General features: G+C 67.7%; 13 protein-coding genes. 3 read left to right on the forward strand and 10 right to left on the reverse strand.

The genetic code is table 11. The annotated features are described in order from the left end of the window. Positions 1-30: 30 nt before the first annotated feature. Genes HF877_RS10105 through HF877_RS10115 form a run of 3 tightly spaced genes read right to left on the reverse strand, consistent with a single transcriptional unit; the run spans position 31 to position 3,778 of the window. The gene (locus tag HF877_RS10105; protein WP_169621015.1) at positions 31-885 is read right to left on the reverse strand and encodes a xanthine dehydrogenase family protein subunit M; all 855 of its coding nucleotides are present in this window, start codon (positions 883-885) and stop codon (positions 31-33) included. Continuing rightward, positions 882-3,287 carry a xanthine dehydrogenase family protein molybdopterin-binding subunit gene (locus HF877_RS10110; protein WP_169621016.1) on the reverse strand — a complete coding sequence of 802 codons (2,406 nt, stop codon included), beginning with the start codon at positions 3,285-3,287 and terminating at the stop codon, positions 882-884. Before HF877_RS10110 ends, HF877_RS10105 begins: the two co-directional genes overlap by 4 nt. Next, on the reverse strand, positions 3,284-3,778 hold the full coding sequence (locus tag HF877_RS10115; RefSeq protein WP_169621017.1) for a (2Fe-2S)-binding protein: 495 nt from the start codon (positions 3,776-3,778) through the stop codon (positions 3,284-3,286). Before HF877_RS10115 ends, HF877_RS10110 begins: the two co-directional genes overlap by 4 nt. A gap of 139 nt (positions 3,779-3,917) precedes the next feature. Between HF877_RS10115 and HF877_RS10120 the strand changes: the two genes are divergently transcribed. Then, positions 3,918-4,964, forward strand: a complete 1,047-nt coding sequence (locus HF877_RS10120) for an alcohol dehydrogenase catalytic domain-containing protein (RefSeq protein WP_169621018.1) — start codon at positions 3,918-3,920, stop codon at positions 4,962-4,964. Positions 4,965-4,976: 12 nt separating this feature from the next. Further along, a complete protein-coding gene (locus tag HF877_RS10125) occupies positions 4,977-5,789 on the forward strand; it encodes a mycofactocin-coupled SDR family oxidoreductase (protein ID WP_169621019.1) in 813 nt (270 codons plus the stop codon). Between the two features lie 52 nt (positions 5,790-5,841). On the opposite strand, the gene HF877_RS10130 is transcribed toward HF877_RS10125, so the two are convergent. Further along, positions 5,842-6,639, reverse strand: a complete 798-nt coding sequence (locus HF877_RS10130) for a DUF5602 domain-containing protein (protein WP_169621020.1) — start codon at positions 6,637-6,639, stop codon at positions 5,842-5,844. A 331-nt stretch (positions 6,640-6,970) separates the two neighbouring features. Between HF877_RS10130 and HF877_RS10135 the strand changes: the two genes are divergently transcribed. Further along, the gene (locus HF877_RS10135; protein ID WP_169621021.1) at positions 6,971-8,116 is read left to right on the forward strand and encodes an MFS transporter; all 1,146 of its coding nucleotides are present in this window, start codon (positions 6,971-6,973) and stop codon (positions 8,114-8,116) included. 112 nt (positions 8,117-8,228) lie between these two features. On the opposite strand, the gene HF877_RS10140 is transcribed toward HF877_RS10135, so the two are convergent. From HF877_RS10140 to HF877_RS10165, 6 genes are read right to left on the reverse strand one after another with little or no spacing between them, the layout of a single operon-like run. Beyond that, positions 8,229-9,386: an XdhC/CoxI family protein gene (locus HF877_RS10140; protein ID WP_169621022.1), complete on the reverse strand. Its 1,158-nt coding sequence runs from the start codon at positions 9,384-9,386 to the stop codon at positions 8,229-8,231. Next, positions 9,379-10,494, reverse strand: a complete 1,116-nt coding sequence (locus HF877_RS10145; protein ID WP_169621023.1) for a VWA domain-containing protein — start codon at positions 10,492-10,494, stop codon at positions 9,379-9,381. The genes HF877_RS10140 and HF877_RS10145 overlap by 8 nt, the downstream gene beginning before the upstream one ends. Continuing rightward, the gene (locus tag HF877_RS10150; RefSeq protein ID WP_169621024.1) at positions 10,491-11,384 is read right to left on the reverse strand and encodes a MoxR family ATPase; all 894 of its coding nucleotides are present in this window, start codon (positions 11,382-11,384) and stop codon (positions 10,491-10,493) included. Before HF877_RS10150 ends, HF877_RS10145 begins: the two co-directional genes overlap by 4 nt. Before the next feature lie 46 nt (positions 11,385-11,430). Beyond that, entirely contained in the window at positions 11,431-12,417 is a 987-nt protein-coding gene (alc, locus tag HF877_RS10155) for an allantoicase (protein WP_169621025.1), read from the reverse strand. Continuing rightward, complete coding sequence (gene allB, locus HF877_RS10160; RefSeq protein WP_169621026.1) at positions 12,414-13,766, reverse strand: allantoinase AllB; 1,353 nt, start codon at positions 13,764-13,766, stop codon at positions 12,414-12,416. Before allB ends, alc begins: the two co-directional genes overlap by 4 nt. Continuing rightward, a complete protein-coding gene (locus HF877_RS10165; RefSeq protein ID WP_169621027.1) occupies positions 13,763-15,040 on the reverse strand; it encodes an aldolase/citrate lyase family protein in 1,278 nt (425 codons plus the stop codon). The genes allB and HF877_RS10165 overlap by 4 nt, the downstream gene beginning before the upstream one ends. Positions 15,041-15,122: the final 82 nt, after the last annotated feature.

Below are 15,122 nucleotides of genomic sequence, written 5' to 3' on the forward strand. Positions count from 1 at the left end.
TCCTCTCGGATAGTGAAGGTGTCGGAAACGTCAGATTCCGGTTGCTGTCGTCACCGCCCGGCGAGTGAGCACCTGCGCCAGATGGCTGCGGTACTCGGCGTCGGCGTTTCCGTCGGTCATGGGGTCGGTGCCGTCTGTCGCGCGCTCCGCAGCCGCCCTGATCGTGTCCGCCGTGGCGGGCTGCCCGACGAGCGATTCTTCGACACCACGCGCCCGGATCGGCACCGCCGCCATGTTGGTCAGAGCCACCTTGGCGCGTTCGATGGTGCCGCCCGCGACCGACACGGTCGCGGCGACGCCGACGATCGACCATTGTTGTGCTGCGCGATGGAACTTTTCGTACCGGGCGGCCCACTCGGTGTGCTTCGGAATGCGGATCTCCGCGAGGATTTCCCCCGCGTCCAGCGCAGTCGTGAAGTAGTCCTGGAAGAACTCTTCCGCCGTCAGGGTGCGAATGCCCGCGGGGCCGACCACCCGGAGCGTCGCGTCGAGAGCCACGGCCGGAGCGGCGAGGTCACCGGCGGGATCGGCGTGCGCCAACGACCCGCCGAGCGTTCCCCGATGCCGGATCTGTGGGTCCGCGACGGTGGCCGTGGCCTCCGCGAGCAATCGTGCGTGCCGCGCGACGAGCGGGTCGTGCAGAACTTCGTGGTGCGTGGTGGTCGCACCGATCACGATCTCGTCGCCCTCCTCACGGATGCCGCGCAGTTCGGCGACGCGGCCGAGGTCGACGAGCGCCGACGGTGCCGCCAGACGCAACCGCAGGACCGGCATCAGGCTTTGGCCGCCTGCGATGATCTTCGAGTCCTCGCCTGCATCGCGCAGTGCCGTGACCGCCTCCTCGAGGCTGGTGGGCCGGAAATATTCGAACGCGGCCGGAATCATTGCGTGCCTCCCTGTGTACTCGTCCCGTCGCTGCGGGCAGAACGAATGGCATGCCACACCCGCATCGGAGTGCACGGCATCGTGATGTCGCGGACCCCGAACTGCCGTACGGCGTCGAGCACCGCGTTCACCACGGCCGGCGTCGACGCGATGGTGCCGGCCTCGCCGACTCCCTTGACGCCCAACGGGTTCCCCGGAGCCGGTGTGTCGGTGCGGTCGGTGGTGAACGACGGCAGATCCACGGCCGTGGGAAGCAGGTACTCGGCGAACGAGCCGCTGAGCAACGTGCCCGACTCGTCGTGCACCGCTTCCTCGTACAGTGCCTGGGCGATGCCCTGCGCCAGACCTCCGTGCACCTGGCCCTCCACGATGAGGGGATTGACGACGTGCCCGATGTCGTCGACGCAGACGTATTTCCGGATGCGGGCGTGACCCGTCTCGGTGTCGACCTCGATCGCGCACAGGTGGGTGCCGTGCGGGAACGAGAAGTTGTCGGGGTCGTAGGTCGCCTCCGAATCGAGGTTCGGTTCGATCCCGTCGGGCAGGTCGTGCGCGGCGAACACGGCGAGCGCAATGTCCGTGAGCCCCACCGACTTCTCGGTTCCCTTGACCCGGAACTGTCCGTCGGTGAAGTCGAGATCGTCCTCCGCGCACTCCATCAGGTGTGCGGCGATCGGCCGCGCCTTGGCCACCACCTTCTCGGCCGCCTTCACCACTGCGATTCCGCCGACGGCGAGGGACCGTGAACCGTAGGTGTCGAGACCCCGTGGGGACGTCTGGGTGTCGCCGTGCAGGACCTCGATGTCCTCGAACGGGATTCCGAGTCGATCGGCGACGATCTGGCTCCACGCCGTCTCGTGTCCCTGGCCGTGCGCGGACGCGCCGGTGACCACCTCGACCTTGCCGGTGGGCAGCATGCGGATCGCCGCGTGCTCCCATCCTCCGGCCCCGTACGACAGCGAACCGAGGACGCGCGACGGGGCGAGTCCGCACATCTCGGTGAACGTCGATACCCCGATGCCCAGTTGCACCGGGTCCTTGCGCTCCCGGCGCTCGGCCTGTTCGCGTCGCAGACCGTCGTAGTCCAGCAGTTCGAGCGCTTTCGCGGTGGCCGCCTCGTAGTTGCCGGAGTCGTAGGTCAGGCCCGCGACGGTGTCGAACGGGAACTCCTCGTGCGCGATCCAGTTCTTCTTCCGGAGTTCGATCGGGTCCATCGACAGTTCGACGGCGAGTTCGTCCATGATGCGTTCGATCGCGAAGGTGGCCTCGGGGCGGCCCGCACCGCGGTAGGCATCGGTGGGCACCTTGTTGGTGAACACGTTGGTGCAGGTGAATCGGTAGGCGTCGAACTTGTAGATGCCGTTGAACATGAACGCCCCGAGGATCGGGACGCCGGGCGTGACGAGTCGCAGGTACGCGCCCATGTCCGCCAGCAGGTCCACCTTCAGCCCCGTGACCGTGCCGTCGCGTCTCGCCGCGATGGTGAGTTTCTGGATCTGGTCGCGGCCGTGATGCCCGGCCATCATCGATTCGCTGCGCGTCTCGGTGTACTTGAGGGGCTTGCGCAACCGGCGCGCAATCAGCAGGGTGAGCACCTCTTCCGGTGTCACCTGGAGTTTGCCGCCGAATCCGCCACCCACGTCCGGGGCGATCACCCGCAGGGTGTGCTCGGGGATACCGAGTGTCATCGCGAGCATCAGTTTCAGGATGTGCGGGACCTGCGTGGACGACCACATCGTGGTCTGCGAGGCAGTGGGGTCGACGACCACCGAGCGCGGTTCCATGAACGCCGGGATGAGTCGCTGCTGGCGGAAGGTCCGCTCCACGACGACCTCCGCATCGCGGAGGGTGTCGTCGACGTTGCTCCCGCTCCCGGCTTCCGCCGAATCGAACACCCACGTCGCGCTGCGGTTGGTGCCGAGGTCGGGGTGGAGCACAACGGTGTCGTCGGCGGCCGCCGCGAGGTCGAGCACGACCGGCAGGTCGTCGTAATCCACATCGATCGCGTCGAGTGCGTCGTGCGCTTCGTAGTAGGTGCGGGCGACCACGACCGCCACGGCCTCCCCCGCGAACCTCACGGTGCCGACGGCGAGCGCGGGTGCGGGCGGCGTCAGCATGTCCTCGGTGATCTGCCAGGCGCACGGCAGGCTGCCCTGTTCCTCCGCGAGATCCGCGCCGGTGTAGACGGCGACGACACCCGGTTGCTTCTTCGCTTCGTCCACATCGATGTGGGTGATGCGTGCGTGTGCGAACGGGCTACGCAATATCGCCGCATGCAGCATGCCGGGGAGCACGATGTTGTCGGTCCAGTGGGTGCGGCCCGTGACGAGGTGCTCGTCTTCCTTGCGGCGGCGTGCCCTGCCGAGTTCGGATTCGGTACGTGGTTCGGCGGTGCTCGTCATCGTGTGCCTCCCTGCGTTGCCGCCGGTGCCTCGCGCAGGCGCTGCGCGGCGTCCTGTGCGGCGGCGACGATGTTCTGATATCCGGTGCAGCGGCAGAGGTTTCCCTCGAGGCTGTGCCGCACCTGTTCGTCGTCGGGATCGGGGTTGTCCGCGAGCAGGTCGATCGTCGCCATGATCATTCCCGGCGTGCAGAACCCGCATTGCAGAGCATGTTTCTCCCGGAATGCCTCCTGGACGGGATGCAGGGAGCCGTCGACGGACAGTCCTTCGACCGTCGTGACCTCCTGCCCGTCCGCCTGTACCGCGAGCACCGAGCACGACTTGACGCTCTGCCCGTCGAGCAGGACGGTGCACGCGCCGCAGTTGCTCGTGTCGCAGCCGACCACCGTCCCGACTTTTCCCAGCCGGTCTCTGAGATAGTGCACGAGCAGAAGGCGGGGTTCCACGTCGTCGGTATAGGGCGTTCCGTCGACGGTGACAGTGATGCGCATCGAACCTCCAGTGCATGACGCGAGCGACTCCGGTGATACAGATCACTGCCACTTTGCGTCACCGGAGGGGCACGATGGCCCGAATCGACGAAATCGGTCGCCACGGTTCGGGTGGACCAGGAAGACGAGGAACTCGCAGATGGGAATCGCAGCGGTAATCGGCCCCGAACGGGCGCTGTCGGTGACCGAGGTCGACCACTCGCCCCTTGCGCCGGGCGAGGTCCGCATCGACGTGGCGTACTGCGGAGTGTGCGGGTCGGATCTGCATCTGTTCTTCGACCCACCGGACCCGCTCACCGGGCACGTGCTGGGGCACGAGTTCGCCGGGGTGGTGAGCGAAACCGCCGCCGACGTGCGCGGATGGACAGTCGGTGATCGGGTGGCGGTCCGCCCGATCGACGAGTGCGGCGACTGCACAGCGTGCCGGAGCGACGACGGGGTGTGTCTCACCGGCGTGGTTCGAGGGCCGGGCCTGGGCCGGCCGGGCGGACTCGCGGAATCGGTCACGGTCCCGTCCCGAATGCTGCACCGGATCCCCGACACCGTGTCCTTGCGCGACGCGGCGCTCACCGAGCCGCTTGCGGTGGCGGTCCGCGCGGTCGGGCGGGCCGAGGTCGCACCGGGCGACGGGGTCGTGGTGTTCGGTGCCGGTCCGATCGGCCTGCTCGCCGTCGAGGTTCTCCGTGCCAGGGGCATCACCGATGTGCTGGTGGTCGAACCCCACGATGCGCGCCGTGCGCTCGCAAGCGGATCGGGCGTGCGGACGACGACGCCCGACCGGGTGCTCGAGGACGCGGCCGCGTTGTTCGCCGACGGTCCCCGGGCGGTACTGGAGTGCAGCGGAAATCCGAGTTGCGCACAGGATGCCGTCGACATCCTCGGATATCAGGGTCGTCTGGTGATCGTGGGGATTTCCGGGTTGCCGTCCGAACTCCTGCTGATGCGGTTGGCGATCTTCGAGACCGCGATCGTCGGCTCGACCGCGTACAGCGAGCGCGACTTCGGCGAGGCGCTGGCGCATCTTGCCGCCGGGCGCATCAGGGTCGACACGCTGGTGACGTCCGTGGTCGGTCTCGACGATGCCGACGAGAAGCTGCGCGAACTGTCCGGCGGCACCGGGTCGGACATCAAGGTGCTCGTGCAACCGACCGATCGTGGGTCACACGACCCTCGACATTCGACCTGAGGAGAACAGTCTGTGAGCCGATTCGACGGCAAGATCGCTTTCATCACCGGTGTGGCCCGAGGTCAGGGACGGGCACATGCCGTCCGGCTTGCGCGTGAGGGCGCGCGAATCGTCGGCGTCGATATTGCGGGCCCGCTGCCCGGGGTGCCCTACGAGTCCGCAACACTCGACGATCTCGACGAAACGCGCCGTCTCGTCGAGGCCGAAGGCGGGAAGGCGCACTTGGTGCAGGGCGACACTCGTGATCTCGAGGTGCTGAAGGAGGTCGCGCAGGAGGGCGTGGCACGATTCGGTGGCCTCGATGTCGTCGTCGCCAATGCCGGAATCTGCATTCCGGAGACGTGGGACGAGATCAGCCCCAACAGTTTCCGCGATACCCTCGACATCAACGTCACCGGTACGTGGAACACCGTCACGGCGACTGCACCGCACCTCATCGAGCGTGGCGGTGGCTCGATCATTCTCATCAGTTCACTGGCCGGCGTGAAGATGCAGCCGTTCATGGTGCATTACACGACCAGCAAGCACGCGGTGACCGGGATGGCCCGCGCCTTCGCAGCCGAGCTGGGCCGGCACAACATCCGTGTCAACAGTGTTCATCCGGGTGCGGTGAACACGCCGATGGGCTCCGGCAGCATGCGCGAACGGATCGCCGAAACCGCGGCGACCAACCCCAAGCTCGCGTCGATGACCACCCCGTTCCTCGAGAAATACATGGCGGAACCCGAGGAGGTCGCGGATATGGTGGCGTTCCTCGCCTCCGCCGAATCGACGTTCGTCACCGGACAGCATCTCGGCGTGGACGGCGGTGCTCAGTACTTCTGACCGGCACCAGGCCCGAACATCACAAGTGCTCGTGCGACCGGGTGGCCGGGCCCTACGACGCCTCGCGCATCGTGAGCCCGCCGAGTTCGACCGTGTACGTCTGCGTCGCTTCGTCCCACCGCACGGCATAGGTGGTCGGGTAGAGGCCCGCGCGCTGGTACGCGGCGGGCCGAGGCAGTGGTTCCTCGATCGTGGGCCGGGACGCGAGCCACTCCCGGGTCATCATGGGTTCGATGAACGCCTGCTTGCCGTCCCACGACCCGTAGAGCACCGACTCGGTGAAGTGGTGCTCCGTCTCGGTGGTGTCCAGCCAGTGCAGTCCCATGCCGGGGACAGTCGCTGTCAGCGGATTCCCGTCCGGTGCGTACTCCGGGGGCAGATACCGGGGGTCCGGCAGACGGGGGGCGGCCTGGAAATAACCGGGGGCAAGCGGGTGGATCGACTCCACGGTGGTCCTGTCCAGCAGATAGAAATGCACGTCGAAATGCGGTACGTCGAAACCGTGTTCGGGGTTGTGACCGCGAGAATTCCAGTCCACCGTGACGTGGTCGAACGGCGTCGCGTTCGCCTCCGCGGGCAGGTCGAGCACGTACGCCTCGGTGACGGGCAATACACCGTCCGGCAGTCCGTCGAGTGCGGCCGCGTCGAGTCGCACCCCGACGGTGGCAGGCGTGCCCTCCGCGTCGAGGGTGACGTAGGTGCGGGCGGTGCCGGCCCCGACCGGGCGCGCCGGCCCTTCGGCCGCACCAGGGGTGCCGTCGCCCACCGCGGGCGCGGGAGCGACGACCAATCCGACGAATCCCACGGTGACGATCACGGCAAGATGACGAACACGCGGCCGAATATTCATCCGGGGCCCTCGATTTCGGTCGTCGGGCGGCATCGTGTGGATCCTACCGAGGTGCTGATGACGACGAGACGAAGTAGACCGATTCGTGATGCGCGGGCACGGTGGATTTTTGGCGCACACTATGCCGGTGGTGGTGATGCGCCACATGGCCGTGGGCGAAAACGCGGTGCCAAGTCTATGATCTGGCCGACAGCGTCGCCGGTCGTGGTGGTTGGTTCCTCGTACCGAATACCTGAAGGGCGCAATGCAGTCCGATAACGAGACTCGACCCACCGCAGCCGAAGTCCCCCCACTCTCCGACGCCCGATTCCGCCGGTTTGCGGCAGGAAACGTGATCAACAATATCGGTGAGACCGCTTTCGTCGGAGTCGCTCCGCTCCTACTGGTCCAGGTCTACGGCCCGGCCGCAGTTGCGCTCTCGGTGGTGGCAACCGCGGTGTCGGGTCTCCTGGCGCCCTTCGTCGGCGCGGCGATCGACATGCGCGGTTGGCGCATGTTCTTCTATATCGGCCTGGCAGCCCAGTCCGCGTCGATTCTCGCTGTTGTCGCCTCGCTGGCCGTCGGCCGGCTTCCGCTCGCTCTGCTGGGAATCCTCCTGGTCGTGAACGCAACCGCGAGCATCAGCTATCTCTCGGCATGGAAAGTGGGCCTGAACGAACTCTTCCCGGACTTCCGCCGTCGTGCCCGAGGCACCCTGAACACGCTCTTCTACATGACGGGCGTGATCGGCCCTTTAGCGGCGTTCGGCATCATTTCGGTGAACGGTGTGACCCTGTTCCTCGTCTTCTACGTCGTCACGTCCTTTGCCCCCGTTGTGGCTCTCCTCCGGATCGACCGGGGACGGCCACGTACCGTGTCGCGCGCCGACGGGACCGCCATGGCGGCTCTGGCGGCGGGCGTGACGGCTATCCGAGGCTCGACGGTGTTGCGGCGGTTGCTGCTTCTCAGGTGCCTGGCTTCGGCGCTGCCCACGACGCTCATCGGCGCCCTCATCGTGCTCCGGTTCGAGTCGTACGCTGCCGCGCCCCTGCTGATCTTGGCTGTCTCCAACGTCACGGTCTATGTGGGGAATCAATACGTCAGCCGAATGGCGGACTTTCCGGAAGCCAGGATCGTGCTGGTGTACGGCACGCTGGGTCTTGCCGGAATAGCGATCCTGAACATCGACAACCTGTATGCATTCGTGATCGGGGTGGCGATTTTCGGAATCGCGACCGGAGTCGGACTCTCGCACTACGTCCTTGCCGTCGTCGTGTACTCGCCCACTCAGGTGTACGGATCGATAGGTGGCGTGGTCGGTCTTGCGTCGAGCGTTCTCGGTATCGCGGTCGGGCTTGTGCTGTCGATGGTGGACATGATCGGCCTCACGGCGTTCTATCTCATCCTGACGTTGCTGGCACTGGCCACTTTCGCAGCGGCAATCCGCTATATCCGTACCCCGGAAATATCTTCGGCGGCTCTTGTGAGCGAACAGTAGGACACGATTTCCGGTCGCAACCGAGTTGCCGAGTTCGAACGGTCATTCGCGCCTCGTAGGCAGCGACAAAGTGCGCGCAGCATCCCTTGCCCGTGCAGACCACCGGGGAGGTTCAGAGCCCCTGAGCGGCGCCATCTACGGATCGGACCGGTTCGTCGTGGGTGTGGATCGGTCCGTCGGTCTCCCCGAGTCGCTGCCCGCCGCCACCCCACCGCAGGGCGATGATCTCGGCAGCGATCGACACCGCCGTTTCCTGCGGGGTCCGGGCCCCGAGATCCAGCCCGATCGGTGAGGACAGGCGCGCGAGATCGTCGTCCGTCATCCCCGCTTCACGCAACCGGGTCATCCGGTCGTCGTGCGTCCGGCGCGACCCCATCGCGCCGACGTACGCCACGTCGAGCCGGAGCGCGACCTCCAGGAGAGGCACATCGAACTTGGGGTCGTGGGTGAGAACTGTGATCACGGTGCGCTTGTCGATCCGTCCGGCGTCGGCCTCGGCGGCGAGATAACGGTGCGGCCAGTCCACGATCACTTCGTCCGCGCCGGGAAACCGCGCTTCGGTTGCGAAGACGCCGCGCGCGTCGCACACCGTGACCCGGTACCCGAGGAAAGTTCCCAGATCTGCCATCGCTGCGGCGAAATCGATTGCGCCGAACACGATCAACCGAGGCGGTGGCTGGAAGACGTTGACGAACACCGACATTCCCTCGCCGCGACGCTCACCGTCGGTGCCGTAGTGCAGTGTCCCGGATCGTCCGACGTCGAGCAGACCACGTGCGTCGTCGGTGACGGCATCGTGCATCCGGGAGGACGGCAGCGTCCCGGCATCCCGGTCCGGCCACACCACCAGGCGTCGCCCGAGCACCGCCGGATCGGGATGTTCGGTGACCGTCGCGATCGCCACCGGTTCGCCGCCGCGTACCGACGCGACGACGTCGGCGAAGGAGGGAAATCCGGCGCTGTCGATCCGTTCGACGAAGACGTCGATGATTCCACCGCACGTCAACCCCACGCTGAACGCGTCGTCGTCGGATACCCCGTACCGCTCGAGCACCGGCGTTCCGTCACCGATCACGTCCTGAGCCAGTTCGTACACCGCGCCCTCGACGCACCCGCCGGACACGCTGCCCGCCACCGTGCCGTCTCCTGCGACCAGCATCGACGCTCCCGGCGGGCGCGGCGCGGACCGGAACGTCGACACGACGGTGCCTACCGCGACGGCCTCGCCCGCCCGGTAGCGGCGGTCGAGTTCGTCGAGAACCTCACGCACGATGGACCTCCTCGAGCAATGTTTCCAATGTCGCGAGGCTGTGTCCCGCGAGCAGACGATCGATATGTGGCAATGCCACCGAGATACCCGATTGGATCGGTTCGTACCCGGCGTGGCCGGCGTGCGGATTGACCCACAGGATCGCGTGCGCGAGCCTGCGCAGTTGTGCCATCTGCTCTCCGAGCAGTACCGCGTCGCCGCGCTCCCAGCCGTCCGAGAAGATGACCACGACCGCGCCCCGGGCCAGTCCACGGCGTCCCCAGCGGTCGAGGAAGGCGCGCAGTGTGTCGCCGAGCCGAGTGCCTCCGGCCCAGTCGGGCACGGTGCGGGCGGCCGCGGCGAGGGCATGCTCGGGGTCGCGGGCGCGCAGTGCCCGCGACAGCCGGGTCATGCGTGTGCCGAGCGAGAACACCTCGGTTCCGCCGGGGTGGGAACGGGTGACGACGTGCGCGAACCGCAGCAGAGCGTCGGCGTACGGAGCCATGGAGCCCGACACGTCGATCAGCAGCACCACCCGGCGCGGCCGCGTCGCCCTGCGGTGTCGCACGGGCCGTACCGCCTCGCCACCCGCGGCGAGCATCGCCCGCAGGGTGCGTCGCGCGTCCACCTGCCCGGCTCGGGAGGGACGCCTCCGCGCGGCGGCCCGCACAGGAGGACGGGGCCGCAATAGTGTCAGCATCTCCGTCAGGTGAGCGCGTTCGGCGGGTGTGAGTTCCGCGATGTCGCGATTCCGCAGCACTTCGGTATCGGTGGCCGCGACCTGCAACTGGGGAGCATCTTCGCCCGTGCCGTCCACTGTTCCCTGCGTCCGGGTCAGCGCGGCGATCCGCGCGGTACGGGTGCGCTGCCCCCGGGTCCGCGACACGCTCGGCACTGCGCCTCCGAACCAGCTGCGGAAGGCCGCGTCGTAGCGGGGTAGATCGTCGGGGTCGCGGCACAACGTCGCCCGTCCCGCCCAGTAGACCTGCGCCGGATCGCCGATGTCGAGTTCACCGAGCGCCCGGACATACGTGTCGGTGGCGTCCGGAGTCACGGGCATGCCGGACTCGGCGAGCGCGCGGGTGAACCCGGCGAAGCCCACCAGCGTGCCGTGCGCCGTGGTCGTCATCCGGCGAGAACCCGGTCGAGACCGGCCCGCGTGACGCGCTCGACGTCTTCCCGGTATTTCAGGACGGCGCCGAGTGTCGCGGCTGCCGTCGCGGCGTCGAGCACCTCGCGGTCGAGTTCACGCAGCGCGCGGGCCCAGTCGAGGGATTCCGCCACCCCGGGCGGTTTGAGCAGGTCGTAGTCGCGCAGCGCGTGGACCGCTTGCGCGACCTGCGCGGCGAGGGAAGCGTCGATATCAGGCAGGCGACGACGCAGGATGGCGATCTCGCGGTCGAGATCCGGGTGTTCGACCCAGTGGTACAGGCACCGGCGTTTGAGTGCGTCGTGCACTTCCCGGGTGCGGTTGGAGGTGAGTACCGTCAGCGGCGGCACCGCCGCGCGGATCTCTCCGAGTTCGGGAATCGTCACGGCGTTCTCGTCGAGCACCTGTAGCAGCAGCGCCTCGAATTCGTCGTCTGCACGGTCGATTTCGTCGACGAGCAGCACACAGGGTGCGCCGGTGAGGGCTGCCAGCAGTGGCCGGGTCAGCAGGTAACGCTCGGTGTAGAGGGACCGTTCGGCGGTGTCGGCGTCCAGAGCGCCCCCGCTCGCGGCCTCGAGGGTGCGCAGGTGCAGCAACTGCCGGGGAAAGTCCCAGTCGTAGAGTGCCTGCGACGCGTCGATGCCTTCGTGGCACTGCAACCGGACGAGCGGCAGGTCGAGCGCCTCGGCCAGCGCCGTCGCGAGGGAGGTCTTCCCGGTGCCGGGTTCGCCCTCGCAGAAGAGTGGCCGGCCCATCCGCATCGCCAGAAATGCCGTGGTCGCGAGGCCGTCGTCGGCGAGGTAACCGGTCGATTCGAGCGCCGTCACCAGGTCCTCGGGGGACCGTACCTCTGTCACCGCACCTGCCATGGGCTGAGCCTAGGACACCTGGGCGTGCCGCGACGGTGACTCGGAGTCACGGGGTGAGGCCCTGGTCCACGAGGCGACCGTGCACGCGTAGCCGTGAGATCCCTCCGTCCGGATATACGTCCAAGCGTACGAACGAGAGCGGCATGCTCGAATCCACACGGAACCGGTGCCGGCAATCGGGCAGCAGCGCAGTCTTCGGGAGCAATTCGACGAACGCCGATGCGTCGGCAGGGTCCGAGCCGTCCGGGAGGCCCGACAGTCGTGCCCACCCCGGCGCGTTCCCGACGTAGTACGACGTGTCGATCTCCACGTGGTCGATCAGTGCGGTGCCGGCCAGGCGCACCACGACGTAGTCGTTCCCGTCGTCGCGCCGTCGTGCGTTCTCCCAGCCACCGCCCATGTTCACAGCCCTGCCGGGAGCGATGATGTTGCGCGGCGACGAGTAGAAGCGGTTCGAGCAGTCCGCGATGTCGCCGCCGTTCTCGAGTGCTGCGAGATCGACCGTGCCGGTGAGGAACATCGGGTCCGGGCGAACTTCCCCGTGGACCCGGAAGCGGGCGACGCCACCGTCGGGAAAGATGTTGAGACGCACGTGGGTCCAGCGTCGCTCGCTGTCCACGGCAAAGGCATTCGCGGTGTCACCGAGCAGGGCCACCTTGTCGACGACGGGTTCCCAGGGCGCATCGAGGAGGTCGGCGACACCGGGATATCCCTCGAGGCATACGGCGTCGACCGACGCGAACGGTGGGAAGTTGCCGGTGAACCACGCCGTGTCGATCACCACGCCTCGGATCACGCCCGGGACACCGAGACGCACGATGGCGACATCGTGTCCGGGTTCGCGCCGCCTGCGGGTTTCCCAGCCGTCGTACACCTTTCCCTTGTGCCCGAACGCGGACAGATCGTGCAGCGCCGGGCCGGGCGCGATGAGATTCTCACGCTGGGCGAACAACTCGTCGTTGGCGTACATCACCGAGCCGGTCAGTTCGCGGGAGGCGAGGTCGGGAAGTTGCCGGAAATCGGGCGATGTCATCGAATGTCCTTCCGGGACAGCAGTCGAGCGCGAGGAGCAGGGTCGTGGCGGCGATCACCGGTGACCGTGAGGGGTTCGCCGGCCAGCCATGTCTGCCGCACGACACCCGCCAGCGCCATTTCGGCGTAGGGGGTGACGGCGTTGCGGTGGTGGAGTTTGTCGGGGAAGACCACGAACGCGTCGTCGGGGGCCAGGACGCACAGGTCGGCCGTGTTGCCGACGGCGATGTCGCCGCGGTCGGGTAGTCCGGCCAGGGCGGCGGTGTTGCGGGCCATCCACCGCGTCACGTCCACGAGGGAGTGTCCGCGCCGCCGTCCTTCCGACCAGACGATCGGCAGTCCCAGTTGCAACGAGGAGATTCCGCCCCACGCTTCCCCGAAGTCGCCGATCCCCAGTTTCTTCAGTTCGGGGGTGCACGGCGAATGATCGGACACGACGCAGTCGATCGTGCCGTCCGCCAAGCCTCGCCACAGGCCTTCGCGGTTGGTGGCCTCCCGGATCGGCGGGCAGCATTTGAAATGTGTCGAGCCGTCGAGGATTTCCTCACTGAACAACGTCAGGTAGTGCGGGCACGTCTCCACGGTGATGCGAACTCCCGCGTCCTTCGCTGCGGCGACGAGCGGCAGGCTCCCGGCGTCCGAGAGGTGCAGAATGTGGACGCGGCAACCCGTTTCGGCGGCACCGTCGATCACCTGCGCGATCGCCCGTGCCTCGGCGACGGGTGGACGCGAGTGCAAAAAATCGGCGTAGCGGCGACCCGACGGTGCGGGCTGGGCGTCGAGCGTGGGGCCGTCCTCCGCGTGGACGATGAGCAGGCCGTCGAATCCGGCGATGACGCGCATCGCTGCGATCATCTGGTCCCGGTCCAGCGGGGGATATTCGTCGAGTCCGGAATACGCGAGGAAGCATTTGAATCCGTATACACCGGCGTCCCAGAGGGGTTCGAGATCCGCGAGATTGCCGGGGATCGCGCCGCCCCAGAACCCGACATCCACGGTCACCTGGCCGGCGGCGACTTTCTGCTTGACGGCGAGCGCAGCCACGTCCACGGTCGACGGAATGGAATTGAGCGGCATGTCGATCAACGTGGTGACCCCACCGGCGGCGGCGGCGCGGGTTGCGCTCGCGAATCCTTCCCACTCGGCGCGGCCCGGGTCGTTGACGTGCACGTGGGTGTCGACGAGGCCGGGAAGCAGCGCTTCGTCGTCGGCGAGGATCACCTCGCGTGCCCCGGGCACCGGTGCCGCATAGTCCTCGACGGCGGCGATCCGCCCGTCCCGGATGACCACGGCGCACGCACGCTCACGATCGCCGACCACGGCGCGGCGGGCCCGGATGACGGTGCTCATTCGAATCGTCCATCCTGAGCGCCGAAGCCGGCCAGTGCTCGTAGCCGATCCGGCGTGATTCCGGCGTGCTCGTGCACTTCGGCGTCGGTGAGGGCGCCGCAGCCGAGGCCACGATGCAGGAACGACGTGAGTGCCCTCGCGGTGGCGGGTTCGTCGAGGAAACCGCTGTCGGTGCGGGCCGAGTAGGCCGCGATCCGTTCCGCTGCGGACGGGAACGAGCGGCGGTAGAACGCGAAGGTCGCGGCATAGCGGGTGGGCAATTGTGCGGGATGGAGGTCCCAGCCCTGGTAGAAGCCGCGGCGCAGCGACCGATCGACGAGCCGGGCGTGCAGCGCCCACGCGGCGCGCACCTCGTCGGCGGTGCCGACGGGGAGGCGGTTGGTCGAGCCGTCCGACAGGTGCACGCCGGTGTCGGCCGCGGCGACCTGCATGGTCGCCTTGGCGTGGTCCGCAACCGGGTGATCCATCGCTTGGTATTCGGCGGCGATGCCGCAGGCCGCCGAATAGTCGTAGGTGCCGTAGTGCAGCCCGGAGCATCGCCCCTGCGCGGCGTGGATCATCGCCGCCACCTGCGCGGTGCCGTCGGGTCCGCAGACAGCCTGTGGCGTCTCGATCTGGATTTCGAAGCGCAGCGGCGAGGTGAGCCCGTGCGTGGTCTCGAGAAATTCGCACACAGTGACCATCGCCGCGACCTGTTCCGGTGCCGACACCTTCGGCAACGTGACGACGAATCCGTCAGGGAGACAACCGTCGTCGGCAAGTTCTCCGATGAACATGTCCAGGGTGCGTACCGCGCGTGCCCGGACGGCAGGTTCGAGGCATTTCACGCGGATGCCGGAGAAGGGTGTCGGGTCCGGCGTGCTCCGGAGCGCTTCGGCGGCGCGCACGAGATGGGCGTCTTCGTCGGCGTCGCGTGCGCCGGGTGCGATGCCGGATTGGGGGAAACCGTCCTCGAAATCGATTCGCAGGTCTTCGATCGGTTCCGTGGCGAGTTTCGCTTCGACCAGGGGCAGGACGGCGCGGGCGAGAGCGGGTTCGACGCCGATCAGTTCCGCGAGATCGTCTGCTCCGGAGATGTACCGGGAGAACGTGTCCCGCGCCTGCGCGCCCCAGGAGAGCACCGTGCCGGCGTCGTACCGGTCGACGGGCACGTACACGGTGTGGACGGGTTGCCGAGTGGGTCCGAGTCCCGGGTAGGCCGCCGCGTACCGGGCATCGACGGCGCCCAGCGCAACATCGAGCGAGTCGAGCAACCGCTCGCGTCCGTCTGCCATCCGGTCTCCCCGTGTCTGCTCGGGTGTATCCACCCTTGTATACGTGCTCCGGGCGCAGACGGTAGTGCTCTCGGATCAACCG

This window comes from Rhodococcus sp. BL-253-APC-6A1W, assembly GCF_012843405.1.
In the GTDB taxonomy this organism is placed as follows: Bacteria; Actinomycetota; Actinomycetes; order Mycobacteriales; family Mycobacteriaceae; genus Rhodococcus.